Annotated in this window: 24 protein-coding genes; 11 read left to right on the top strand and 13 right to left on the bottom strand. The window is 60.0% G+C overall.

What is annotated here, in order from left to right:
- Positions 1–627 carry a protocatechuate 3,4-dioxygenase subunit alpha gene (gene pcaG / locus ABIB66_RS29815; protein WP_354210388.1) on the top strand — a complete coding sequence of 209 codons (627 nt, stop codon included), beginning with the start codon at positions 1–3 and terminating at the stop codon, positions 625–627.
- 5 nt (positions 628–632) lie between these two features.
- Here pcaG and ABIB66_RS29810 read toward each other — a convergent pair whose 3' ends face one another.
- Positions 633–1,538, bottom strand: a complete 906-nt coding sequence (locus ABIB66_RS29810) for a helix-turn-helix domain-containing protein (RefSeq protein ID WP_354256600.1) — start codon at positions 1,536–1,538, stop codon at positions 633–635.
- A 48-nt stretch (positions 1,539–1,586) separates the two neighbouring features.
- Here ABIB66_RS29810 and pobA point away from each other — a divergent pair, with 48 nt between their 5' ends.
- On the top strand, positions 1,587–2,759 hold the full coding sequence (pobA, locus tag ABIB66_RS29805; protein ID WP_354210386.1) for a 4-hydroxybenzoate 3-monooxygenase: 1,173 nt from the start codon (positions 1,587–1,589) through the stop codon (positions 2,757–2,759).
- A gap of 35 nt (positions 2,760–2,794) precedes the next feature.
- On the opposite strand, the gene ABIB66_RS29800 is transcribed toward pobA, so the two are convergent.
- The gene (locus ABIB66_RS29800) at positions 2,795–4,945 is read right to left on the bottom strand and encodes a CHASE2 domain-containing protein (protein WP_354210385.1); all 2,151 of its coding nucleotides are present in this window, start codon (positions 4,943–4,945) and stop codon (positions 2,795–2,797) included.
- 18 nt (positions 4,946–4,963) lie between these two features.
- Positions 4,964–5,635, bottom strand: a complete 672-nt coding sequence (locus tag ABIB66_RS29795) for a hypothetical protein (protein ID WP_354210384.1) — start codon at positions 5,633–5,635, stop codon at positions 4,964–4,966.
- A gap of 612 nt (positions 5,636–6,247) precedes the next feature.
- Between ABIB66_RS29795 and ABIB66_RS29790 the strand changes: the two genes are divergently transcribed.
- Positions 6,248–6,706, top strand: a complete 459-nt coding sequence (locus tag ABIB66_RS29790) for a hypothetical protein (RefSeq protein ID WP_275172079.1) — start codon at positions 6,248–6,250, stop codon at positions 6,704–6,706.
- 40 nt (positions 6,707–6,746) lie between these two features.
- On the opposite strand, the gene galE is transcribed toward ABIB66_RS29790, so the two are convergent.
- Together galE and ABIB66_RS29780 are read right to left on the bottom strand one after the other, a co-directional pair.
- A complete protein-coding gene (galE, locus tag ABIB66_RS29785) occupies positions 6,747–7,739 on the bottom strand; it encodes a UDP-glucose 4-epimerase GalE (RefSeq protein ID WP_354256597.1) in 993 nt (330 codons plus the stop codon).
- 6 nt (positions 7,740–7,745) lie between these two features.
- The gene (locus ABIB66_RS29780; protein WP_354065149.1) at positions 7,746–7,919 is read right to left on the bottom strand and encodes a hypothetical protein; all 174 of its coding nucleotides are present in this window, start codon (positions 7,917–7,919) and stop codon (positions 7,746–7,748) included.
- Positions 7,920–8,157: 238 nt separating this feature from the next.
- On the opposite strand from ABIB66_RS29780, the gene ABIB66_RS29775 reads away from it, so the two are divergent.
- On the top strand, positions 8,158–8,442 hold the full coding sequence (locus ABIB66_RS29775) for a hypothetical protein (protein WP_354101389.1): 285 nt from the start codon (positions 8,158–8,160) through the stop codon (positions 8,440–8,442).
- Positions 8,443–8,450: 8 nt separating this feature from the next.
- Positions 8,451–8,582, top strand: coding sequence for a CHRD domain-containing protein (locus tag ABIB66_RS29770; RefSeq protein WP_354256593.1), 132 nt, complete (start codon positions 8,451–8,453; stop codon positions 8,580–8,582).
- Between the two features lie 30 nt (positions 8,583–8,612).
- Here the strand turns inward: ABIB66_RS29770 and ABIB66_RS29765 are convergent, their stop codons facing one another.
- The gene (locus ABIB66_RS29765; protein WP_354210380.1) at positions 8,613–8,978 is read right to left on the bottom strand and encodes a VanZ family protein; all 366 of its coding nucleotides are present in this window, start codon (positions 8,976–8,978) and stop codon (positions 8,613–8,615) included.
- Positions 8,979–9,570: 592 nt separating this feature from the next.
- Between ABIB66_RS29765 and ABIB66_RS29760 the strand changes: the two genes are divergently transcribed.
- A complete protein-coding gene (locus tag ABIB66_RS29760; protein ID WP_354101387.1) occupies positions 9,571–10,116 on the top strand; it encodes an NUDIX hydrolase in 546 nt (181 codons plus the stop codon).
- Between the two features lie 109 nt (positions 10,117–10,225).
- On the opposite strand, the gene ABIB66_RS29755 is transcribed toward ABIB66_RS29760, so the two are convergent.
- Positions 10,226–10,399, bottom strand: a complete 174-nt coding sequence (locus ABIB66_RS29755) for a hypothetical protein (RefSeq protein ID WP_275172072.1) — start codon at positions 10,397–10,399, stop codon at positions 10,226–10,228.
- Positions 10,400–12,880: 2,481 nt separating this feature from the next.
- On the opposite strand from ABIB66_RS29755, the gene ABIB66_RS29750 reads away from it, so the two are divergent.
- Positions 12,881–13,162: a hypothetical protein gene (locus ABIB66_RS29750; protein WP_275172070.1), complete on the top strand. Its 282-nt coding sequence runs from the start codon at positions 12,881–12,883 to the stop codon at positions 13,160–13,162.
- Positions 13,163–13,211: 49 nt separating this feature from the next.
- Entirely contained in the window at positions 13,212–13,652 is a 441-nt protein-coding gene (locus ABIB66_RS29745; protein WP_354065138.1) for a hypothetical protein, read from the top strand.
- A gap of 615 nt (positions 13,653–14,267) precedes the next feature.
- Here ABIB66_RS29745 and ABIB66_RS29740 read toward each other — a convergent pair.
- Positions 14,268–14,930, bottom strand: a complete 663-nt coding sequence (locus tag ABIB66_RS29740; RefSeq protein WP_354256588.1) for a hypothetical protein — start codon at positions 14,928–14,930, stop codon at positions 14,268–14,270.
- A gap of 34 nt (positions 14,931–14,964) precedes the next feature.
- Positions 14,965–15,669 (bottom strand): metallophosphoesterase family protein, encoded by a 705-nt coding sequence (locus ABIB66_RS29735; RefSeq protein ID WP_275172064.1) that lies wholly within the window; start codon positions 15,667–15,669, stop codon positions 14,965–14,967.
- Positions 15,670–15,888: 219 nt separating this feature from the next.
- On the opposite strand from ABIB66_RS29735, the gene ABIB66_RS29730 reads away from it, so the two are divergent.
- Positions 15,889–16,497: a transglutaminase-like cysteine peptidase gene (locus ABIB66_RS29730; protein WP_354065132.1), complete on the top strand. Its 609-nt coding sequence runs from the start codon at positions 15,889–15,891 to the stop codon at positions 16,495–16,497.
- 8 nt (positions 16,498–16,505) lie between these two features.
- Here ABIB66_RS29730 and ABIB66_RS29725 read toward each other — a convergent pair whose 3' ends face one another.
- From ABIB66_RS29725 to ABIB66_RS29715, 3 genes are all read right to left on the bottom strand, one after another.
- Positions 16,506–17,804: an O-antigen ligase family protein gene (locus ABIB66_RS29725; RefSeq protein ID WP_354256583.1), complete on the bottom strand. Its 1,299-nt coding sequence runs from the start codon at positions 17,802–17,804 to the stop codon at positions 16,506–16,508.
- Positions 17,805–17,930: 126 nt separating this feature from the next.
- Complete coding sequence (locus ABIB66_RS29720; RefSeq protein WP_354256580.1) at positions 17,931–18,248, bottom strand: hypothetical protein; 318 nt, start codon at positions 18,246–18,248, stop codon at positions 17,931–17,933.
- 71 nt (positions 18,249–18,319) lie between these two features.
- Positions 18,320–19,024 (bottom strand): hypothetical protein, encoded by a 705-nt coding sequence (locus tag ABIB66_RS29715; RefSeq protein ID WP_354256577.1) that lies wholly within the window; start codon positions 19,022–19,024, stop codon positions 18,320–18,322.
- Positions 19,025–19,097: 73 nt separating this feature from the next.
- Between ABIB66_RS29715 and ABIB66_RS29710 the strand changes: the two genes are divergently transcribed.
- Together ABIB66_RS29710 and ABIB66_RS29705 are read left to right on the top strand one after the other, a co-directional pair.
- Positions 19,098–20,609, top strand: a complete 1,512-nt coding sequence (locus tag ABIB66_RS29710; protein ID WP_354256574.1) for an undecaprenyl-phosphate glucose phosphotransferase — start codon at positions 19,098–19,100, stop codon at positions 20,607–20,609.
- Between the two features lie 153 nt (positions 20,610–20,762).
- Entirely contained in the window at positions 20,763–21,947 is a 1,185-nt protein-coding gene (locus ABIB66_RS29705) for a polysaccharide biosynthesis/export family protein (protein ID WP_354256572.1), read from the top strand.
- A gap of 397 nt (positions 21,948–22,344) precedes the next feature.
- On the opposite strand, the gene ABIB66_RS29700 is transcribed toward ABIB66_RS29705, so the two are convergent.
- On the bottom strand, positions 22,345–23,604 hold the full coding sequence (locus ABIB66_RS29700; RefSeq protein WP_354256569.1) for a ligand-binding sensor domain-containing protein: 1,260 nt from the start codon (positions 23,602–23,604) through the stop codon (positions 22,345–22,347).
- Between the last annotated feature and the right edge of the window lie 72 nt (positions 23,605–23,676).

The following is a 23,676-nucleotide window of genomic DNA, read 5'->3' as shown; positions in this document are numbered from 1 at the left end:
ATGCCGCAGCCGCTCAACTACCTCAAGGAAACCGCCTCGCAGACGGCCGGGCCCTACGTCCATATCGGGCTGATCCCGGCCATGGCCGGCTTCGACATTTTCGAGAAGAATTTTTCCAACGTGCTGGTGACGCCGAACACGCAAGGCGAGCGCATCACGCTGGAGGGCAGGGTGATCGACGGCAGCGGCACGCCATTGCGCGACGTGCTGCTGGAGATCTGGCAGGCGAACGCGGCCGGCCGCTACAACCATCCGGCCGATCGGTCGACCGGCGCGCTTGACGAGGCATTTCGTGGCTGGGGCCGCGCCGGCTCCGACTTCGAGAGCGGTCTTGTCACCTTCGAGACCATCAAGCCGGGCGCGATCATCGACAAGACGGGCCGCAAAGGCGCGCCGCACATCAATGTCTGGATCGTCGCGCGCGGTATCAATATCGGTCTGAATACGCGCCTCTATTTCTCGGATGAAGAGGCCGCCAACGCCGCCGACCCCGTGCTCAACCTGATCGAGCAGCCGGTCCGGCGCTCGACGCTGATCGCAAAGCGAAGCGAACGCGCCGGCAAGATCGTGTATTCCTTCACGATCAATTTGCAGGGACCGGAAGAGACGGTGTTCTTCGACGTGTGATCGTCTCAGGTCTCGTCGCCGTGGAGCCGCGCGCGAAAGGCGCGCGGTGACACGCCCGTGGCGGCGGCGTAGACCCGGCTGAAATAGGCGGGGTCTTCGAAGCCAAGCGCGTAGGCGATCGTCGAGACCGGCAAATTGGTGTAGACGAGGTTGCGCCGCGCCTCGCGGATCAACCGGTTGAGGATCAGGTGCGAGGCGGTATCGCCGGTTGCTGCCCGCGTCACCCGGTTGAGATGGGTCGGCGTGATCGACAGCGCGCCCGCATAGTCCGCAACGCTCCAGCGTTTCAGATGATGCTGTTCCAGCAGCGCCTCGAAGCGGCGGAATAGTCCGCTTTCAGCCGTGCCGTTGCCACCGCTCTCGCCGGTGAGCGCGCGGGCCACCAGCCCGATCATGGCCGCCGACAGTGCACGCAGCACATGCGCCCGGCCGAAATCGCGCGCGGCGTGTTCGGCAAAGATCTGCTTCATGGTGGTCCGGATCTGCGGCGTGCCGCGTATCACGGCCGAGCGCGACAAGGCACCGCGCAGTCCTTCGGAGGCGAGCAGCGCTTCGTCCAATATTTCCGCGGCGATGGTCAGCACCCAACCCTGGGTATCAGGCACGAAACGGAAGCCATGGACGTGGCCGACAGGCACGTTGACGATTTGCATCGGCTTCAGCTGCACCACGCGCCCGTCGAGCGTGGCTTCGCCGCCGCCGCGCTCGATCAGCAGCACCTGGTGCAGCCGGGCATGGCGGTGCACAGCCAGGGTCCAGTCGTGCAGCACCGAGCGCGACGCTATCGTCTCGCAATGCACGACATCGGGCAGATCGCCGGACTCGCCGAACAAATTGTAGACCCGGATGGCCGGGGCGGGGGCTGCGCTTCTCATGTTCGAATAGTACAAGACAAAGACGAAAGCCTCCATCGGTCAATGGCGCTGAATCTGCAAAAAAGTGCCGAGGAGGACGAGAAAATGAAAGTTCAGGTCTGTATCATCGGCGGCGGGCCGTCCGGGCTGCTGTTGTCCCAGCTCCTGCACCTCAAGGGCATCGACACGGTCGTACTGGAAAAATACAGCCGCGACCACGTGCTTGCCCGGATCCGTGCCGGCGTGCTCGAGCACGGCTTCGCAAGGCTGATGCGCGAGGCTCAGTGCGGCGAGCGGATGGACCGCGAGGGCGAGATCCACAAGGGATTCGAGATCGCCCATGACGGGGTGCTCTCCCAGATCGACCTCCACAAGCATTCCCGCGGCAATTCGGTGCTGGTCTACGGCCAGACCGAGCTGACGCGCGACCTCTACGAAGCGCGAGACCGCCTCGGCGGCAATGTCGTGCACAATGCCGAGGACGTGATGCCGCATGACCTGACCTCGGACCGGCCTTACGTGACCTATCGTTCGAATGGCGAGACCGTCCGGGTCGATTGCGACTATATCGTCGGCGCCGACGGCTTTCACGGCGTCAGCCGCAAGTCGATCCCGAAGGACGTGCTGCGGGAATACGAGAAGATCTATCCGTTCGGCTGGCTGGGCGTGCTGTCACGCACGAAACCGGTGTCGCCGGAGCTGATCTATGTGAAGCACGAGCGCGGCTTCGCGCTGTGTTCCTTGCGGTCGCAAGTGCTGAGCCGCTACTACGTCCAGGTGCCGCTCACCGACAAGGTGGAGGACTGGAGCGACGATGCGTTCTGGGCCGAGCTGAAGCGTCGTTTGCCGGACGAGGTCGGCAGCCGCCTGATCACGGGACCGTCCATCGAAAAGAGCATCGCGCCGTTGCGCAGCTTCGTGGCCGAGCCGATGAGCTACGGCCGCCTGTTTCTCGCCGGCGATGCCGCCCACATCGTGCCGCCGACCGGCGCGCGCGGGCTGAACAGCGCCGCCTCCGACATCTATTATCTCTACCACGCCATGCTCGCGCACTATCAGAACGGCGATGATTCCGGGCTCCAGGGCTATTCCGCCAAGGCGCTGGCGCGGATCTGGAAGGCGCAACGCTTCTCGTGGTGGATGACGATGCTGCTGCATCGCTTCCCCGACCGGCTCGAATACGAGGACCGGCTCCAGCAGATCGAACTGGAATATCTCCTCTCGTCTGAGACGGCACAGCGCCTGCTCGCGGAGAATTATGTAGGGTTGCCGTTTTAGCGTGGAGTGGACCCGAAAACCGCCGCGACGCTGCGCTACTTTCCTTCTAGGATGTTCACCGGCGTCCAGTCAGACCCCGGTGGATTTGTAGCGAGCGCAGTCGCGCGTTTGCCAAAAAGCGCTGATGCCGGATCCATTTCCGCCGTTCGCCCGAACGCATCAGCCGCCTTGGCGAACTCCCGCGCCCGCCAGCAGGCGAGCCCCTCCGCGTAAGCCGCGGCCACTTTTTTCTGCCCGGCGCTCTCCGCGCCTTTGTCCGCGAGCGGCTCGAACACCCTGATCGCCTCGCTACGCCCCAGCACCCGGATCGCGTCGAGTTCACGCCAGGCGAAGCCGTCGCCGGTCTGGGCCATCGTCGATTCCGAGGCCATGATTGCGGTGCCGTAGTATTTGTTGGCTCCTTCGAGCCGCGAGGCGACGTTCACGGTGTCGCTCATCACGGTGTAGTTGAAGCGGCGACGGGAGCCGATATTGCCGACTACGGCCTCGCCGCTGTTGAGCCCGATGCGGTGCGACAGGCCGTGGCCGGCGAAAGCGGCGCTGCCCGCGTTGAGCTCTGCCAGCTTTTCGTGACATTTCAGCGCGGCATGGACGGCGTGGCGCGCATGAGCGGGATCGTCGGCCGGCGCACCGAACATGGCGACGATGGAATCGCCGATATATTTGTCGACATAGCCGCCATGGCTCTCGATGATGTCGGTCATAGCCGACAGATATTCGTTCATCAGCGTCACCAGTTCGCCCGGCGTCATCGTCTCGGCGATGGAGGAGAAGCCGCTCAGGTCGGAGAAGAACATGGTGACGTTGCGCATTTCGCCGCCGAGCGCCGGCATCTTGCCGGAGGCAACCATGGTGTCGATCACTTCGGGGGCGAGATAGAACGCGAAGCTCTTGCGCAGGAAACGCTCGTCACGATCGGCCAGCACGAAACGGTAGCCGATCATCATCGCGAGCGCGGCAAGGCTTGCGAGTGCCGGCTCCGTCAGCGGCAGCGCCAAGGCATGGACGAATGCACCGACGGCCACAGCGGCGTAAACGGCGGTGAGGCCGAACCAGGCGATCAGTGCGCCACCCGGTGCGAGCACGCAGGCCGCGCAGGCCACGATCGCTGCGAACACCATGGTAAGAATGCTCCGCAATGGAAAGCCGAGCTCGGTCACCGCATCGCGTTCGATCAGATTTCGTACCGCGTTGGCATGCACGAAGACACCGGCGATGTCGCTGCGGGCCTTTTGTGCGGTGCTTGCCGAGGCGGGCTGGGCGCATCGTGGTGCCGGCGTTCCGTCATATCCGCCGGACAGTCGCACCGAGGTGAGCTTGCGATCATCGAAATTCAGGGCGGAGCCTAGCAGCACGACTTTGCCGCCGAAGGCGCGGCGAAAGAAATCGCGATCGCCCTTTTCGACGCAGGCCCGAAGATCGGCGAAGGAGAAAGTCGGGATGTCGCGGCCCAGTCCTCGAAAATTGAGCGTCAGTGTGTTTGGTACCGCGCTCGGAATTGCATAACCGGACAATTCGGTCGCTCCGGACGGTCCAATCTCGGGCCTTCCAGCGAGCGCGCGCGCGGCGAGCTCGACCGCCATCGCGGGGACCGGCTTGCCGTCGATCGAGAAGCTCAGCGGCATCCGCCGGATCACGTCGTCGGTGTCGGTATGGACGTTGAGGGCGCGGATATTGTTTCTCACCGCCAGTTGCTGCGCGCGGTCTGGCCTTTCCTGATGGTCGTTGCTCAGGATCTCGCCGAGCACCAGCTTGCCGCTGTCGGAAAGCTTCCGCAGGGCGATAAGATAGTCCCGATCGAAGCCTCTCATGCGGCTGCCCAGTGACGCGTCGCCGAAGGGAATCTCCGACTGCTCGATCGAGCTCGGGAAGATGACGTCGAAGCCGATCGCCCGGGCGCCGCCGTCGTCGATGCTGCCGAGAACCCGGCCGATCTCGCGCGTCCAGGTCTGCGTTGGCGATCCCTTGAACGGCGGAGTGTCGTAGGTCTCGCCGTCGATGGCGACGACGACGACCGGTGATGTCGCGGGATCGCGGTGGTCGCCGACGAGCTTGCCGCGCAGTGCCGTGAGGATGTCGAGCGACAGGCCCTGCAGCGTCTGGAACGGTGGAGACGTGACGACGGCGCCTGCAAGAAGCGCAATCAGGATCGCTGCAACGATGTCCCGTCTGCCGATCCGCCGCATCGCCCCGTCGCTAGCCGCCTATTCGAGCCGCAGCAGGCGTCCGACTATCGGCGTCGGCGATGACGTGGCGCTGGGATCGACCTGGAAGGCGTAACGCTTGGTGCCGAGGATGGCGAGATAGCTGCCGCCCGGCGTCAGCGACTTCCCGGCCTTGGCGAAGTCATAGAACTTGCCTCCGACCATGGTCTCGCTCTTGAGCGGCACGCTGATCGTGGGCTCCTTGCCATCGGTGCGTTCGATCACCAGGGTGTTGCCGCTCTTGGCCTGCACCAACGGTGCGACTCCGTAGAGCGTCGGCAGCTTGGCCGGAGCGCCACCCTTGGCGTCCGACCGCATGGTGCGGAAGGTCGTCGCGGCACTCTGGTTCGCCTCGCGCTCCGACAGTTTTGCCGCGTTGGTATCGCAGGGTACCTTTTCCCGCTTGACCTCGCCGAGCTGCACGGTGCTCTGCTCGGTGCCGACCATGACGACGCCTTCGCTGATGGTCTCGCGCTGGCACGATTTGAGATAGCTGAGCGTAATGGTTGCCTTGGGCCCCAGCTTGATGATCTTGCCCGGCGCCACATAATCCATGAACGCGACGCCGTCGACCTTGCCTTGCACGTCCTCGACGATGGCGGCCGGGCTCTCCGCCAAAGCCGGGGCAGCAAGACAGCACGCGCCGACAACAGCGCCGATCAGGCTTTTCATGGGAATTCTCATCCAATTCGACCGATACTTGCCCGGTCCCCATCCAGGCCCGATGCTTAGCAGCGAAACGCCCAGGCAAGTGTGACCGGAATCACTCTTAGATATTGGTGCACTCTATCAGGAAGAGGTTCAAATCAGCGACCGGAGAAAACAGTGCGCCGGGAAGCTGTTGGCCGGATGGATAATTTCATTCGGCTGGGACGGCCTCGACCGGGTGGCCCTCCGCTGCACTCTCTATATCCACAATGGGCGGGAGCGTCGCCTCGGTCTTCTGATATGGCGTCGCCTGCTGACCGGCTGCAATCTCGACCACTTCCTCCCAGCGCGACAGGAAGGCTAGCTGTCACGAACTGGCTGAGTTGATAGCGGTTATATGCAAGCTGCCAAACGAGGTCGGCAAGCCGATCTTTTTAGCGCGGTATGCAACGAGGTCCAGCTTTCTTGCCCGCTGCGCGGGGGAGCGTGCGCTCGCCCGCGTCGCTGCGCGTCGGCAGCAATTTGACTGGCTCGCTTTGCAGGACGTTAACCGTGGCGGAATGCTCCCCGCGCGGGTCATTGTCGCGCCCCAGAGTTGGTTGCAAATACGTTTGAGTTTTTACGGTGGATGTTTTCATGCTGAGAGACGGCAAATATGCTGCCTGGTTCAGGACCCCGCGCGGTCAGGGCACGGGCGTCGTGCATCTGGCGGAGGGACGAATCTCCGGCAGCGACAGCTTCTTCACGTATGGCGGCTCTTACCGAATCGACGAGCAGCGCTTCACGGCGGTTCTGACCACGCGGCGACATGCCGAGGGGCCGCCGACTGTGTTCGGGCTCGACGAAGTCGAGGTCAAGCTCTCGGGCGTGTGCAGCGGCGCGATGGCGACCTGTTCCGGGACGGCCGAGCAGGCGCCCGATGTGACCTTCGAGGCGACGCTCATCTACAGCCGGGACGAGGCGCCGGCCGTTGACGCCAGAGGTGCGGTCGTGAAGCTCAATGCCGACAAGCTGCCCAAGGGGCTCGACGGCCGTTCGCGATCGCGCCATCCGTTTGCGCCGGGATCGCTCGGGTCAGAACGGAATAGACCATAAGGCAACGTCTTATCCCGCCCGATCGACTTCGACGATGTCGTCAGGGCTGCTTAAGCGGATGAGCCCTCTGGTGCCAGGCCCAGGCGGTGCGGATCACGGTCGGCAGATCCGAATGTCGCGGTACGAAATTCAGCACTTTTCGCGCTGCAGAGGGATCGGCGACCAGATAGGTGGGATCGCCGGCGCGGCGCGGTTTGACGGTGTGGGGCACCTCGCGCCCGGTCTCCTGCCTGATGGCGGTCAGGATTTCCCGCACCGAAAAACCGGAGCCGGTGCCCAGATTGAAGCTGCCGCCGGCATGCCCTTGTTCCAGCAGTTTCAGCGCCACGACATGCGCCGCGGCGAGGTCGGTGACATGGATGTAGTCGCGGATCGCGGTGCCATCGGGCGTGTCGTAGTCTTCACCGAACACGGCAAAATCGACATGGCCCTGTAACGCCATCATGGCGCGCGGAATGAGATGAGTTTCGTTGTCACGCAATTCGCCGATCCCGCCGGCAGGATCGGCGCCGCTGGCGTTGAAATAGCGCAGACAGAACGCGCCGAAGCCGTAAGCCGACCGGTAATCGGCCAGCATGCGCTCGATCATCCACTTCGATGCGCCATAGGGGTTAATCGGCGCGCAGGGGAAGTCTTCCGGCAGTTCCTTGGAGTCTGCATTGCCGTAGACGGCGCCGGTCGAGGAGAACACGATACGATGGCAACGCGCATTGCGCATCGCCTGCAATAGCGACAGCGTGCCCTGCACATTGTTGATGTAGTACTTTTGCGGGTCGGTCATCGACTCGCCGACGAGGCTCGCCGCCGCGAAATGCATGACCGCCGTGATTTTGTGGTCGGCGAAGGCGCGCGCCAGCGTGGCGCCGTCGAGCAGATCGCCCGTTACCAGCGGGCCGGCGACGAAGCCGCGATGGCCTGTCGACAGATTGTCATAAACGACGGGCTGATAGCCGGCCGCGGTCAGGGCGCGGCAGGCATGCGAGCCGATATAGCCCGCGCCTCCCGTAACGAGGACAGTCGGTCGGTCGGTCATGTCTGCTTACCTCGAGGTGAAATCAACGATCATCCATGCGCCCGCGGCCAGCACCAAATCGGCACACAGCACGAGCACCGCAAGCGTCAGCAATGCAGGACGTTTGCGGCGAAGCCGGCTTAAAGCGGTGCCGAAGACGGGGACATGCCGCGTGGCGCCACGGGACACGACATCACTCAAGGAGAGGGCTTCCGAGTGACCTGTCCCAATGCGATTGCCTCAGTTCAACAGTTGATCGATCTGGTGAGCATAGATCGATCTTCGCTGTATGCAACCCACCGGGGGCTCGGCACGATTGTCCTTCTTCGTTTAGCTCGCATTGACCCTATCGCTGCGAAACGGTCGGCGCGCGCATCGCGGCAACCGAAGCTTTAAGCACGAAAAATAAGCTGAGGCCGAGTAAAGGAGTGACTGAAACATGGCACAGATCTGGATGACTTATGACGAACTCGCCGGGCTCAGTGGCTGCACGCCTGCCGAGGCCAGAATGCGGGCCATCCATTTGTCACTTGACCGCCGCAAAAGCCGCGATGGCGCAACCCGCGTCAAGCTCGATCTGGCGCTGACGGCTAAATTCCTCGCCTCGGTCCGAGACGCCGATTTTGATCTGGACGGCGCTATCGAGGCGCTCCAGGACACCCACCGCCAGATGGCAGAACTCCTGACGCCGAACCAGTTCCAGGGCCGGCGCCGGTCGGCTTAGCCGCCCGCATGCTCCGAACAGCTCGCCTGGAACGGGCAAAGCCAAGGCAGGCTGCGGATCTGCTGGCCGGGAAATGGCACGCGAACATTCATACGGTCGCGAACCCGGGCGGTGAACGACGCGGACAAATGATGAAATAACGACAGCAACTTCCGATGCGGACGTGTTGCTCAGGCGGGCGGTCTCGGTAGGAAGGCCAGGATTGTTTGAGCGAGGAGGACCCCGACGGTCCCGCCTGCTGCTTTTTGCATCACGTCCAGGAAACCCGGATCACGATCGGGCGTCATTGCTTGCAGGATTTCGAGCCCCATTGCGACGGCCACGACAAGCGAGCATGCGAGGGTGAGCCGACCGGGCAACAGGAAGGATAAGAGAAATCCCAGCAACCCGTAGGCGCTGAAGCGCTCGATCACGACGACCCAATAAGCCTCGTGATGACCGATAAGCACGGGTCTCCCCGCCAGTCTCGCAAGCGTGGCATAGACGATGAGCGCGAAGCAGATTCCTGCGGCTGCGATAAGGTGGTTTCGGCGCATTGGACGACCATAGCCGGATGGGAGCCAGACCGCTTTGAAAGATGAGAGTATCGTTAAGGCTGATTGAGCAGGGCACGCCTGGTGCGGAGCGTTTTGCCGGCCCGGGTAACGGTTCAATCCAGTCAGGCCACCAGCACCGCGTCGGTCGGAAATTTAGCGCTCTGCGTCAAGCAGCGTGACTCGACCAACTCGTTGAATCTCGGGAAAGGCAGTGGGGCCGAGACCCTTACTCCTCCGCTCTCAAGTTTTAGCGGCCCATTCGATGGCGGAGGGAAGCGGGTGCGGGATTGTAGGGCGCAATGGGAACCTGCCGGGTGCTGCCACCATGCTGTGGCCGGGTGGCTCGCAAACGCAAGACCACGAAGGCGATATTGATAGCCAACCAGACCAGGATGACGGAAATGGCTAGATGTGCCACGGCCAGACCTCGCGACGAAGTTGAGATCAACGCAAATTTGCGCGTTCGGTTCCCTGGCGAATAGGGCTAAAGCGCCTAATTCAGCCGCTGGAATTCAGGCCTCCCGCGCCAGCGGCCTCATTCCTGCAAGGCCATATGGTTTACCAGCAAGGTTCAACGAAGGAGAATTGTCTGATGGTCCGGGAATTGCCGACGATCCTAAAGACCGAGCATATGGTGGTCTCCCCCTGGCTCGAGGTCGTGGCCCGGGATGTGAGGTTCTCCGCGGAGTCTGCCGTTGAAACCTATTATGCAGTTGCGCAACCTGACTATGTAGTCATTCTGGCGATGACGCCGGACTCGCGCGTTCTCCTGGTGCGTCAGTATCGTCCGGCGATCGAGCGCTTCTCGCTGGAATTGCCAGCGGGCGTGGTGGATCCTAACGAAGACCCGCCGGAAACCGCCACGCGCGAACTCCTGGAGGAGACTGGCTATCCCACGATGAGCGTCGAGCTCATCGGCAGATGCGCGACCTGCTCCAGCCGGATCAGCAATACGACTCATTCGTTCTTCGTCAGAACCGGCGGTCGCGCGCCCGGATTTGTGGAAGAGCCAGGTGTCGAGGTCAGCTCCGCCTCGCCGGATGAACTTCGCAGCCTCATCCTGTCGGGCGAATTCGGCGAGCAGACCCATTTGGGGGTGCTGGCTCAGGCATCTGCGAGAGGGCTTCTGGTCCTCTAGCCGGTTTGGCGGCCTCGCAGTCATCGAGAGATCGTTGGTCGATCGTCGCGCGGTTGAGCTGCGCCCGAGCGGAGATGGAACGCTGCGCGCTCGACGCAACGCTTTCGCTCTAGCCCTTCTTACCTGTCTTTGGTTTCAGCGAAAGACCAAGGCGCAAGGCCATGCGCTTGATCGCATCGGGCGAGCGTCCGAGCTGTTTCGCCGCCTCCTCCAATGAAGCCGAAGACTTGGCCAACTCCATCAGCCGGCGGTCTTCCTTGAACGACCAGGGCTTGCGCGCCATAACCGAAATCATCCTCTCGTCGCGACAAAGACAAAGCCGCCAAGCGGACCCATATCGCTCGACGGCTTTGCTTGGGTGGGGCCGAGCTTGGGGAAGCCCGGTGAGACGATGGGATAAGCGATCGGTGAGAGTTCGCAACAAACAACGCGGATTAAGCTAACCGCTCAACCTTACCGGGACAAAATCGGGGCCCCCGTATAAGCACGGAGGTTTCGTTCAGCAGAGCTGCACCCTTTGTAAATACATCGAGGCTGATGCACAGCAACGTGCGTCGGCTGGACGAACCCGGAAGCCTGATGGCTAAGCGATCAGTCCACCATTGGTCGCTTGATCACGGCTAAGTCGTGACGGCATAAACGCGATGGGGCACAGGTTCTTCGCCTACAAAGCCAAGCATGTCGGTTACGCCATCGCAGCCTGCAGAATGGACCGGGTCTAATTGCCCGGCACTGCCCAGCGGCGACTCATTGTTGCCGCCCGATCCCAAGTTCGCGTTGCAGTTGCGGTGTGAGCCCCATAGCGCCTTCAGTTCGTCCTTGGCCCGTCCCCAGATTTCTTGGTGTAGGTGCGGGACTGGAAGGCGAGACTGCAGATGTTGTTGTCGAGATCGTCGAACGTGGTGCGCTGGCGGCATATCCGTTGCGACTCCCGTTTGAGTAGGTCCCCTGAGCATGAGCGGATGCGGACGTGCCGAGGAGCGCGACCCCCGCCAGAAGCACTGCGAAACGGTTCATTGAGTTTTCCATCTGGTTGATGCGCCACCACTATGAACCCAGAGCGCGGCGATGCCAAACCATACCTGGGCCTGTTGTGGAGGGGCACCGCGGCGCTGAGAGCGCGAGTGCGGTGAACAAAGTTACGGTTTGATTGAGCAAGTAGAAATGAGGGATCATGCTTGGTGCCCGCCTGGCGACGGCCGCCGGAATGCGCAATCCCAGAATATCCCAGCGAAACGAACGACAATAAAGCCCACCAGCCTACGCGTTGAAGCGCTCAATGCCACCAACTCAGCTGCCGCGACGACCACCGGACGCAAGTCTTTGGAGCGGTGGAGAGTTGCGATTGTCTGAACGCACCAAAAACGACGGAGGCTTCGATGGTCGTGACGGCCGAACGTAAGGTTCCAACTTGAGATAGTTCGCCCGCCGCCGCCGCGAGATCGCTGAACGGGTGACGTACCCCGCCGCAAATGAGGTCATCGCAATCAGAAATAAGAGCAGAAGACCCAGCATTGAGGGAAACCCTGTGAACGAGTTACCGACCCTTGTACGCACGCGGGTCAGCCGAGATAAGGCAATTTCGGGGAATCCTTGTGACGTTTTTCGCCACAAAGAGAGCCAGCCGATAGGAGGCGGCTCTCCACTGTTCAACAAGGTGATGGAGGCGCAAGTGGATCCATGTTCGCGGGACGGCGCCGCCTCCGGTTCGCGCAAAACCGCCCCGTCTGCTCTCTCGTTAGAAATCTGGGTTGAGCAAAGGCCAACTTGCTTCGTGGCGAGGAGAGGCGCGTTGATCGAATGAAGTCGGTGGCTTTGAAGGATTTCTCCGCAGCGTCGTTTTCTGGAGTGTGTATCTTCGGAACCTGGTTGCGCGCAGGGTTAAACACGACTCGTCTAAGATCGTTCGGGAAGGTCGCATTCACACCGAGATTCTTGCTTCGTGTCTTTCGTGTCATGAGATCGCCGAATTCAATTTGATATGCTTGAGACTGGAGAGTGCAAGCACCGACATGCTACAAGAAACACAGACAATATCGTCGTTCGCAAGGCTTCGAGACCGTATGTTCGAGGTCGGATTTTTCAGCCTTGCGATGATCGCGATGGCAGGCTGGCTGTATTTCATCACGCTGTTGCTCGTGAGGCTGTCTCTATGGTGCTTCGGTTGAAGTGCGCGCGATCAGTTTCTAAGCACTGTGCTGCCCAAGATATTATCGCCGAGATGAGAAAATCAGCGACACTTATCACGATGTCGACACAACTGCGCGACCACAATGCTAGTAGTTGGAAACGTCTTGCATATGGAAAGATTGCCCAATGGTGCTAGTTGCGGTTTTGGCTTCGATCTTCTTTGCCGGTTTCGGCGGAGGCTACGCAACCCGGGCCTGGCGATCGCGCAAACGCAACGAGCGCCGCCGGCTGTACTCGCACTATCGTTCCGCGACAGCCGGAGAGGCTACATCATTCGTCCGAGCGCGGCGTGCATCATGAATGTTTGCAACTTGGGATGGGCTGTTCTGTTTTCGCGACACGTGCGAGCAGAGCAAAAATAGGCTCGGTGACCTCTCACGTAACCACATTCGGTTACGTTAACGCCCGCGTTCTGTTGTTCGTGCGGTTCGCGGTCGGTACTGCATGTGGAAGCATATCGTTGCTCCGTACCCTTGAATTTGGACATTGATCGATGGCCCGTTGGGGGACATATGGGATAATGCCGACGTTCTCGAGGCCCGACCGGTCCGTGGATCACTAAAGGGGGAGCGCCATGACGAGCCTGAGAAACAACGCCCCGCGGCGGTATCTGCCTGATGCTGCGGGCCAGCGCGTCTTGATTGGCTTGACGGTTGAGGAAACCTTCGAATTCGAGCGCCTCGAGGGCCGGGCCGAGTTCGGTCAGGCTAAAGGTCAGGCGCTTGACGACGGCGTGCTTTGGGCGGCCACGGTGCAGGAGCGCTGGCTGGAATTGTATCAAAAGCATGAGAGTGCCTGGAAGGCCTGGATGGCACGGAGCCGGGCCGAGCAACCCAGAAGCTTCAAGGTTTATTAACCATCGCCGACCCATTTTCTAGTCTGGCTTTGAACCGGAAAACGCACGCATGTTCCAGCTGTTCCTGCGGGCCCGCACGCAGAATTTCCTGAAGGACCGTTTTGGCGGCGAACGGGGATTCCGCGCGCGTTCGCCTGAACGGGATGCTGAGACCGACCGGACCCGCATAGAGCCTATCCTGGTCGCGATCGAGGAAGCGCTGCACGCGGCCGAGCGGGAGCAATCGGGCCTGAACCGTCGGGTCGAAGATGTCTTGGCCCGGGCCGCGGTGACCTTCGGCAACGGTGATGATGAATATCTCGAACGCGAGGCGTTGGATAACCATCATCAGGATCTGTTCGATCGGGAGATCCAGAGCGGACAGCGCCGGTTGAAAGAACTCTGTTCTTCCATTGCGCACTACAAATTCATGAAGGCAGCCGTGCTGAGCAGGTTTCCGAATTCCCGGCCAGCGAACGAAGGGCGTTTGGCTGGAAACGTGCAGCGCTAGGCCTTTAGAACTCGTCACTCCATTGCATCAAGCAATGCCGCAGCAACGCGTAACTGCCGAATGTAACGGCCGCGCCCAGCACGAAGGCGCACGACAGCAACTGGATGGCGAACATCGAACCTAGCCCCGTTCGATGAACGAGGCTATACCGCCGCAGTTAAACGGAGCTTAAGGCTGCGTGGCAAACTAGTAGGTCAAGACCCGCTCAGGATCCAAGGGGTTCACGTAACGCACATAAGTGCGGACCGGCCCATAGTAATAGTGAGGCTCATCCCTCGTGCGCGGATCAAATGTGGCGGGGTAGGCCTGTTGCAGCGACCTGTGCCGAACCTGCGCCACCGTGGGACATCCGCAGCGGGGCCCGCAGTACGGATTGGGACCTCGGTCAATGTACGGAATACGCGCCGCGGTCCTTTGCGTAGGCACGGCGTAGTCTGCGGCGTAAGACGGTGTCACCAAGGTCGACATGCCCAGGGTGAGCGTAAGTAATCCGAGAATTGATCGCATTTGGGGGCCCCCAGTTGTCTTAATCTTAGACGCTTCGCGAGGAACGGGCAATATGCTCTAAACTGGGTCGGCTGGCCAAACTCCTCCGCCCGCAGCAGGCCCGCTCGACTAGCCCCCGAGCACGTTGAGAAGCGCGGGATCGATAGCCCGGATCGCATCTTTCAGGAATTCTTTGCCCCGGGCTGAGGCTTGCCGATATGCGAACACCAGGGCTCGCGTTTGTTTCGGCTCTCGCGTCAACATCAGGCGGACGTCACCTTGGACTAGCTCCCTCACATCGGGGCTGGCGAGGGCATCGAATCGGGTTGCAGAAGCAAGCCTCAGAGGCATCAATCGGCCTTCGCTCGGTGCCGTGAGATAGACCATCTTCAAGGATTCGATCGCTGCTGGACTGTCCGGATCCTGCCGGGCTTCCAGCACTGCCAAGGCGAGCCATAGCTCAGCATCATATGGCGATATGGAAACAACATGCTTCAGACGCGACCGGGCAAGTTCGCTCTGGGCCCGAACCCTGTCATCGCCTCTTGGCAGTTGCATTACTTGGAGCGCAAGAAATAGAGCCTGATTGCCTTCGAGGTCAGAGCGCAAGGGAGAGATCAATCCAACCCATTCGGGTGGAGCGTTCGAGCTGAGACTGGCCTTGGTTGGGTGCTCTGGAAAATCCGGCCGCTTGGAGGTGATCAGTTCTGCGGCTGCTGATACGATCCCAAAACAGCCGACGGCTGCCGCAAGGCCCAACAGGAGGACGCGAACTAGGGTCGTTGAATGCATCAAATCTCCAAAGCAAAAACGACGTGTCATTGATTTACAAGGCAATCATACTGTCGTCCTGAAGTGTTAACAGGGTCAAATTTCCGGTCGCATAGGCGCCCGTATCGATATTGACCCGATTCGGTCTTATGTCGGGCTGCTGGACGGGGGTGTGGCCGTGGACGATGTATTTCCCGAAATTCTTGTTGCTCTCCAGGAATTCGTCTCGAATCCAGAGCATGTCCTGTTCTTGTTGGTTCGCCAGGGCGACACCAGGCTTCACTCCAGCATGGACAAAAAAGAAATCTCCGCACACAAAGCGCGCACGCAGGTTGTTGAAGAAGTGCAACTGATGAGGCGGAATTGCCTGCGATAATCGTCGAATGAGTTCGTCTTGTTCTGCCGGATCAGGATTGAGGGAAGGTCTAAGTCCATACGAGGCTAAGGTTTGGAGGCCGCCATATTGTTTCCAATCCTGAAGCTGCGAAGGGGCATGCAGAACGTCTAACAGGAAGGCTTCATGATTGCCTTTCAGGAAGATCGATTCATGCTTCATGCCGCGTTCCATCAGCAATTCGATGGTCCGATTCGAGTCAGGCCCTCGATCGATGTAGTCTCCGAGGAAAACGTGGATTGCGCGCCTTGAACCTATTGTGGTGAGATCGCGGTCGATGACGGCAAACATCTGCTGAAGCAGATCGGCGCATCCATGAATGTCGCTTATCGCATAGATGCGAATGCCCTCGGGCACCGTCGGCATTCGGCTTTTGTTCCTCGATCTCGACAATCTGAGCATTTGCCGAACTTGTCGCCTTTGCAGTCTTTGGGGCCAGCGCCCGAATGATTCAGGTCAGCTCACATAGTTAACGGGATCGCAATGTCCTGCTTGGCTTTTGTTTCTAATTGAATGGCGGGATGCCGCAAAATTTCAAACCCTTCGCGTTAGCTTCCTAGCCAATAAGCATGCGGGGAGCAACTAATGCGCAGAATCATCACTATCGCCCTCGGGGTCATCGCAGCCGGCTCCATGTGGCTTGAGCCGGTCCAGGCCGGACTTGTGGGAATGCCAATGGGGCTTCAATCCGCAATCCAGCGCATCAAGCTCGAAACTCCCACTCTTCCGCCGATGGCGTTTACCCAATTTTGTCTTCGATACCGAGGCGAGTGCCGCACGCGGCCGATGTTTCGGGGCGGGCCGGTCCGGCTGACCGAGGAGCGATGGGCAGATCTCAAGGAGATCAATCAGGTGGTTAACCGCGGAATTGCCCCGGAGAGGAATGAACTCGGCGTGGCTGGCGAGCAATGGCTGATCAATCCAGCGCGGGGCGATTGCAACGACTATGCGGTCAGCAAGCGGCATGAATTGCTGGAGCGCGGTTGGCCGGCTCGCGCCTTGCTGTTGAGCGAGGTCATGGTCAATTCCGGTGAGCATCACCTGATTCTCGTGGTCCGGACCAATAGCGGAGACTTGGTGCTAGATAACATGACGCCGCAGATCAAGCCGTGGTCGCGTGTTCCTTATCGCTGGGTGCGGATGCAGATGCCCAACTCCAAGCTCTGGGCGACGATCTCGAGCGCCAGGGTCTGAGGTCGCGCTTACAGGGAGCTGGTCCGCCCGGTGCTTTGCGCCAAGCCGAGCCCGATCAATCCTGCAAGAATGATCTGCACCGCCGGGTTCAACATGCTCGTGTCGACAAAGCTCTCGCAAATTGCGACAAGCACAAGGGCGCAAGTTGTGCTGGCAAAGAACGAGTCCCGTCCGCGTCCAACGGCTCCGCGCAAGATGAAAAAGAAGACCTGAAGCCCAAATAACGCCAGGATTGGCAGGGCTAAGCGACCCCATTCGATTGCAACCAGCGCTGCGGTTGAAGGAGCGCGCGGCGCAATACCAACAGCATAGTCCTGATAGATGCGGGCAACCTGGGCGAATGTTCCGACGCCATTGCCGGTCCACGAGCTGTCCGATATGGCACGTCGTGTGATCGCTACAGAGTCTTGATTCTCGATTCGGCTCCGAGCTAGCAGATCCGCCCATGTCGCGGGTCGTTCCTGGGATAGCGTCGCTGCACCAGCCATCATAATGAGGAGGCCGGCCAGGAGCGCCGACGGCCAAGACCGATATCCGAGACGACGGACGGCGGCAATGAACAGCATGATTGCAAATCCCAGCGCCGTTAGCATGTGGACTATTCGTTCGAGCGTTGCCAGGTAAGCAAGAGACATCATGAGACCGGCAATGCCCGGGACAATGCGCAGCAGGAATGGGCCATTCAGTGGAAAGAGAGTGCCGGCGCGACCAAGCTGGCGCTCCGCTGCCATTGCAATCGTTGCCGTGTTTGCGAGCGCTGCAATGACCCCAACGAGAGCAAGCGAATTGTTTTCTGCCAGACCGAGATCTAGCAAGGCTGTTCGGGCAAGCACGATCTGACTCAAACTCGCGAGCACGATAAACGTCGCGACGCCAGTCAGAACGACCAGCAAGACTTCCGCCCTTTTGCGATCTTTTGCCAGCAGGGTGGTGGAGAGCAGCAGTGACAGGAGGGCCGAATACCACATCAAGCCGCGCAAAGTATTTCCCAGGTCGACCGTGATTCGCCCCGCCAACGACGGTTCATTCAACGCGACGGCTGTTGTGGGCCAGATGGGATTCACGAGGGAGAATGGAAGGGGAGCAATTTGCGTCACCATCCAGAGCATCGGGAAGAGCGCCGCCAGCATAAACCTGCGGAGCGGGGTGAGTGCAGTAAGATCGGCCAAGCTCGCCGCAGCGGCCGCGGACACCAGCATGAGCGGGGCCAGCAGATACACCGTATGCTGGACGAAAATGCCATCGGTGAATGGCGTTGCGGCAGCTGCAACCAACAGGATGATCAGAAGGGAAAACGCGAGCGGCAATGGAGAACTTCAAGGGGGATGAGGAAAGTGAAGAAAGCTGATGGCCGGGAGCGGTGCTTCACTATCGCATGGGGGGTCGGCGTCGCCAAACCCTCTTTTGGGCGGCACTCAGGATGCAGACCCCTGTCAGATATCCCGGTCGTCGCGAGCCGATGTCTGCCGATAAAGCGCGGCCACCGACGCTTTCCGAGAAACAGTTTGACGGGGTGAATAGCGAGCCATCAATGTGCCTCGTGCCAGCAGGCCGAAGGCGTAGCCAAATTGTGGCGCGCAGCCTGCCAAAAGTGCGTATCCGACTGCGGTTGCAAAGCCCTGATCTTGGGCAAGTTGAATCGAGAGCGTGGCAACGATCGCGATTAGGCAGAAGGGCACAAGAATCCAGACGCGAAAGCGCCACGCGAGGACCGCGCCCGTAAGAAATAGCAAGATGGCGACCGGGGTCATTGTCTGTCTCCGTCGCCACCATTCCACCCATTTTCTTAAGGAATCGTCACTCGTTCCCCCCGGATTCAGCGCTAGCGCCCTGCACAGCTTTCCATCAAGGTGCGGACCGCGGCCGCCAGTCCGGTAACGGAAATGACCCCCCGAATCTGACCGGCCTTGCCGTCGATTTCGACGTTCAGCTCCGTTGCGGATTGCCAATCATTCTGCACGAGCTCTGATGCACTCTTCGGCAGTAACAGAGCCTCGCCGGCCTGGGTGACGGATGCCTCAAATTCAGCAGCTCGGCCGTTCGGCGAGGTGAGGACGATCTTGGGACGATCGGTGCGCGACCAACGGTCCAGAAGAATCACGATCACGTCGATCCTCTGGCGCTCTTGACCACACTGAAGGCTCAGGCCAGCGAGGCCGATGTCCGACTTCCCCGAATCGGCAACGTGCATGACCGAGATGGCATCCTGTCCCCCTGTCGGGCTTTTGGTTTTCACCAGCTGCCAGCCTTGGGCGAGTGGCACAATGCCGCTGCTGCTGCGCAGCTGCTCGGAAAATTGCTTATCGCAATTTCTCTGGTCTTCAGAACCAAGTCCTGGACCGCACTCCCGCTTCCCGCGAGGGGGTTGACCGAAAGTTTCGCCGGTTGTGGCCAGAACGATTAACGTGAATGCCAACGCGATCGTCAGCCGGTTCAGAATGGTGATGGAAAACAATGGCTTGACTCTGAGCTCATCATGTTGGCAGTAAGGGACGATTATAGAGCTTTTAATTTCAGTTTTCTGCATAATTCTGCTGCATTGCAGCGGCTAGAGTGATTGTTGGCGGCGGTGGCCTGTTTGTTTTCGTAGGAGGCGATTTTTGATCCCGCGAACTTCACTCTCAAAACCCAGCGAGGCGACGTCCTCCAAGCTGCCTGATGCCCCTGACCTCGGTGCGGCGACCGGTGCTGCATTAGACGGCCGCTGGTTTGGCTTGAAAATACCCTACTCAAGCCTCGCGTACTTCTTGGCAGTCCTTGACGCTGCCGTGATCGTATTGTCGAGCCTTGTGGGCGCCGGGATCTATCAAACGCTCGCAAACGCCGAACTTAACCTGGAGCCGGTGGTCGCTCAGGGGAGTGTCGCAGCGATGCTTTATGTGATCATCGGACATTCCACCGGTCTGTATGATCTTCGAGCGGCTCTTGCAAAGAAGCGGAGGGATCTAGGGCGGATCCTTGGCCAGTGGACCCTGGTGTGCCTGCTGCTGACCTCGTTGGTGTTTTTGATGAAAAGCGGCGCGGTTTACTCGCGCGGCTCCATGATCTGCTTTGGCCTGCTTGCCCCGCTGCTGCTGGTGGTCTGCCGCCGAATGTCCAGACGACTGGTTTTGAGTGTGGTTGCGGATGGGCAGGTCCGGGGGCGCCGTATCGTGTTGCTCGGGACCCGCGAGGAACTGGCGTCGATAGGCCTTGAAGAGTTATTGGAAAACTTTGGTCTGACCGAAGTGGAGCGTGTGATGCTCCCCACCGCGACAGGCGGCTTTGCCCTAAGCCAAGACGAGCTCGCGGCGCTAGAGCGCGCCATTGCCGCGGCACGCGCGCAAGGCGCTGAGGGTATCGTTTTGGCCTTTCCTTGGAGCGATACCCGCAAGATTGAGCTGATGCGGGATGGGCTTCGGATTTCGCCGCTGCCGGTGCAGCTGTTGCCGGATCGGCGGGTTCGCTCCCTTACTCAGAACCCGTCGTTCCGGGTAAAAAACTCGCTCTCTATCGAACTTCAGCGCGGCCCGCTCTCCCGCGCCGAGCAGCTGGGCAAACGCGTGCTGGACATTGTGGGGGCGTCGATCGGATTGATCCTTCTCGCCCCGCTGATGGCTCTCAGCGCGGTAGCGATCAAGCTGGATTCGCCTGGCCCTGTATTCTTTCGGCAGCGGCGGAACGGGTTTAACGAACATCAATTTTCGATCGTCAAGTTCAGGACAATGACCGTCATGGAGGATGGTCCCAATGTGGTGCAGGCGAAGCGAATCGATGCGCGCGTCACCCGGACGGGACGAATGCTCCGTAAAACGAGCATTGATGAAGTGCCGCAACTTTTGAACGTCCTGAAAGGGGAGATGTCCTTAGTGGGGCCGCGGCCGCATGCGTTGGCGCATGACGGGCATTACGGCCAGCTGCTCTGCGACTACGCGTTTCGGCACCATGTCAAACCGGGTATTACGGGCTGGGCGCAGGTCAAAGGCTATCGCGGCGAAACCGCGTTTGTCGAGCAGATGAAGGGCCGGGTGGATTGCGACCTCTGGTATATTAACAATTGGAGCTTGGCGCTCGACCTGAAGATCCTCCTGCTCACGTGTTTAGAACTTACCCGCAGCAGAAACGCCTATTAGCCCCCTATCGGGTCATCTCCCCCGGTGCCCGCCTGTAACCGCATTGCAACAACCTCCAGGTTATTCTCCTTAGGAGCCAGGTTATCGGGCGCGATTCATTGACTCCTCTGGGGAATTCGCGGAATTTGGGGTTCGTTGTAGTGGGGAACTCGGGTGGATTTTAAACGGGGCTTCGTTCTTATCGGCATGCTTTCCGCTGTGCTGCTCGGTTCTGCGGGCTGTGCAATCATGCCGATGTCGGGTCCTGAGGACCACGTCATCAAGAGCGAGCACACCAAGAATGGCCCGGAATATGGGTTGGTGACGCTCACGCCCACGGTGGTCGACATCCTCAAAGAATACGGCCCCGGTGCCATCGCGGGCTCGTTCCCTGATAATCGACCGCCGCCTTCCATTAAGTTCGGCATTGGTGACGTGGTTGCGGTGTCGATCTTCGAGGCGGCGGCGGGTGGTCTTTTCATTCCAGCCGAAGCAGGCGTACGCCCGGGCAATTTCGTTGCCCTGCCGAACCAGAACGTCGACTCGGCTGGTTTCATCACTGTTCCGTATGCGGGCGCGGTCAAAGCCGCGGGCCGCACGCCCAGTGAAATCCAGCAGGACATCGTCAAGGCGATCGGCAACCGCGCCATCGAGCCGCAGGTTGTGGTCTCGCTAGTCACCCAGAACACCTCGCTGATCAGCGTTCTTGGTGAGGTCAATCTGCCTACCCGCCTCACGGCCAATGCGGCTGGTGAGCGGGTCCTTGATGTGATCTCGCGGGCTGGTGGTCCAAAGGGGCAGGGCTGGGAAACCTGGGTCACGCTTGAGCGTCACGGCAAGCGCGCGACGGTTCCGTTCGGTGCTCTGGTTTATACTCCCGCCAACAATGTCTGGGTCCATCCCGGCGATACCATCTATGTCTACCGTGAACCGCAGATCTTCCTGGCATTCGGTGCGTCGGGCCAGCAGGGACAATTCCCGTTCGACATGTGGAAGATCAACATGGCCCAAGCCATGGCGAAGGCGGGGGGCCTCCTGGATGGCCAAGCGGAGCCGAGCGGCGTGTACCTCTATCGCCGGGAGCCGCGCGAACTCGCAGAACGGCTAGGCGTGGATTGCTCCAAGTTCGTCGGGCCAACGGTGCCGGTGGTCTACAACGCAGACTTCCGCGATCCCGCCGCATACTTCCTGGCGACTAAATTTGATATGCGCGACAAGGACGTTCTGTTTGCCGCTAACGCAGCCACCGTCGATACCGCCAAGTTCCTGCAGTTCGTTCGTGTCGTGATCGCGACAGCCAATGATACGGTCGTGACCGCCAACAACGCACAGATCCTACGCATCACCTCGCGGCAGTGATCGCCGTCCGCCGGAGGTTGGTGAGGCAGTAATGTCTTCTAACGCGCCCGGCGGATTGCCAAGCCACCAAAATCTCCTTGCACGCGACCTAAGTGCAGAGGAAGCCGACCTTCAGAGATCGTCGATCCAAAAATTCAGACGCGGTGCGATCGTAACTATCGTCAAGAACGTGACGCCGATCATTACAAGGCAAACGGATAGGATTATCAGCCTCCTCACGTTCGCGTTTGCGTGAGCCCGCGTCCGAACAGCGTGTTGTCGAAGACGGTTTGGAACGACTGATTCGGCGTTTTGGGTCAGAATCGCCGATCATAATTGCAGGGGTACCAGTCCCGCGTTTGACTGGTCGCGGAGATCCCCCCGTACGAGAATTGGATTGTTGCCAACGAGAACTCCTTTAGTTCTTCCTTAGGGTGGCTTTGAGCCGACGAATATCCACGCGCGTTAGGATCACCCGCTGCTCGGTAGGCCCGTTAAAGCTCGCAAAGTAGAACCGCCCCTGCGCGTCCCAGCTATCATATCCAGTATGGATGTTGAGGCTTCTGAGAGACGGGTCTAGCTCGGCGACGTCACATATGCGTTCCGTTGTTCCTGCTCGCAGGTCGAACTCGAATAGCGCAGTTGGCTTGCCCTCAGAAGGAATGCTGGTTCCTAGGTAGGCGTGTCGTCCCTCCGAATCGACGTTGAACAACCAAACATAAGCTTTCGCGGCGGTGTGTAGTTGTCCGAGATATGACCAGGATGGGCCCTCGTCAGCAAATCTGTATATGTGGCCTTGATCATCCGAAAAGAAGCATTGCTTGCCATCTTGGATGCACTGCCCCGCCTCAAGGGCCTGCGCAGCTTGCAGTGGCCAGTCCTTGTGCTCCCCAAACCCAGTTTCGGGGTCGAAATAATAAACGTGGGCATAGACGGACGGAGACCCGGAGTTGCTGGCGGTAAAATAAAGCCGGCCCCGGCTGTCGGTCCACATCACCCGGCCAGAATAGACAAACTGCTGGTCGTATGCCGCTGGCCTGCCTAAGCGAGATGTTCGGCCGCTTCCAACGTCGTACCGAAAAATCTCGCCGGTCGGCACCCCGGCCGCATAAATGACGTTTCGGCGGCGATCAGAGGCGAGCGTGACCACATTCCCATGGTCGACGGCTGTGCCGCCCGGTTCTGCGACACTCAGATCGGCAAAGCTTTCCTGCGCAGGATCGTAGCTGTACCAGTGAAACCCTCTCTCCTTCAAATAACCCTCGTCGAGGGTCGAGCGGTTCATGGTGGCGACATAGATCTTGCCGTTGTGCCAGAGCGGGCGCGTATGGAATTTCTGCACTGTCTCTCCGGGCAGCCAGTTCGAAACTTTCTCTGACGCTGAGCGCGCATCTCCAACGACTCTGAGGGTCCCAACGGTCGAGTCGAGCCGATACAAGGCGGAGTTCGTTTTGTGATCCATTCCCCCGACGTAGATGTCGCCGCTTGGAGACGAACCGGTAGCATGCCAACTTTGGGTGGGGCGGAGGCCATTTGCCGTATCAGGTAAGGTCCACAGCCACGTGCCGCCGAGCGCCCCCGCGTGGCCCGTCACCTCGTCAGGCTTTGCGGACGAAGTCATTTCAGCTTGAGAAGGAGAAGCTAAGTAGACCACTACGGCTGCTAAAGAAAGCCCCATGAGCGCGCGCCTAAGCATCGAAAGCTCCTTTCAGTTAGCGCAAAAACCTGACGATCCCTTGCTCAATCGCAA

Source organism: Bradyrhizobium sp. F1.13.3 (assembly GCF_040548265.1).
GTDB lineage: Bacteria > Pseudomonadota > Alphaproteobacteria > Rhizobiales > Xanthobacteraceae > Bradyrhizobium.
The sequence above is the reverse complement of the archived record's forward strand: the minus strand, read 5'-3'. Positions and strand labels throughout refer to the sequence as shown.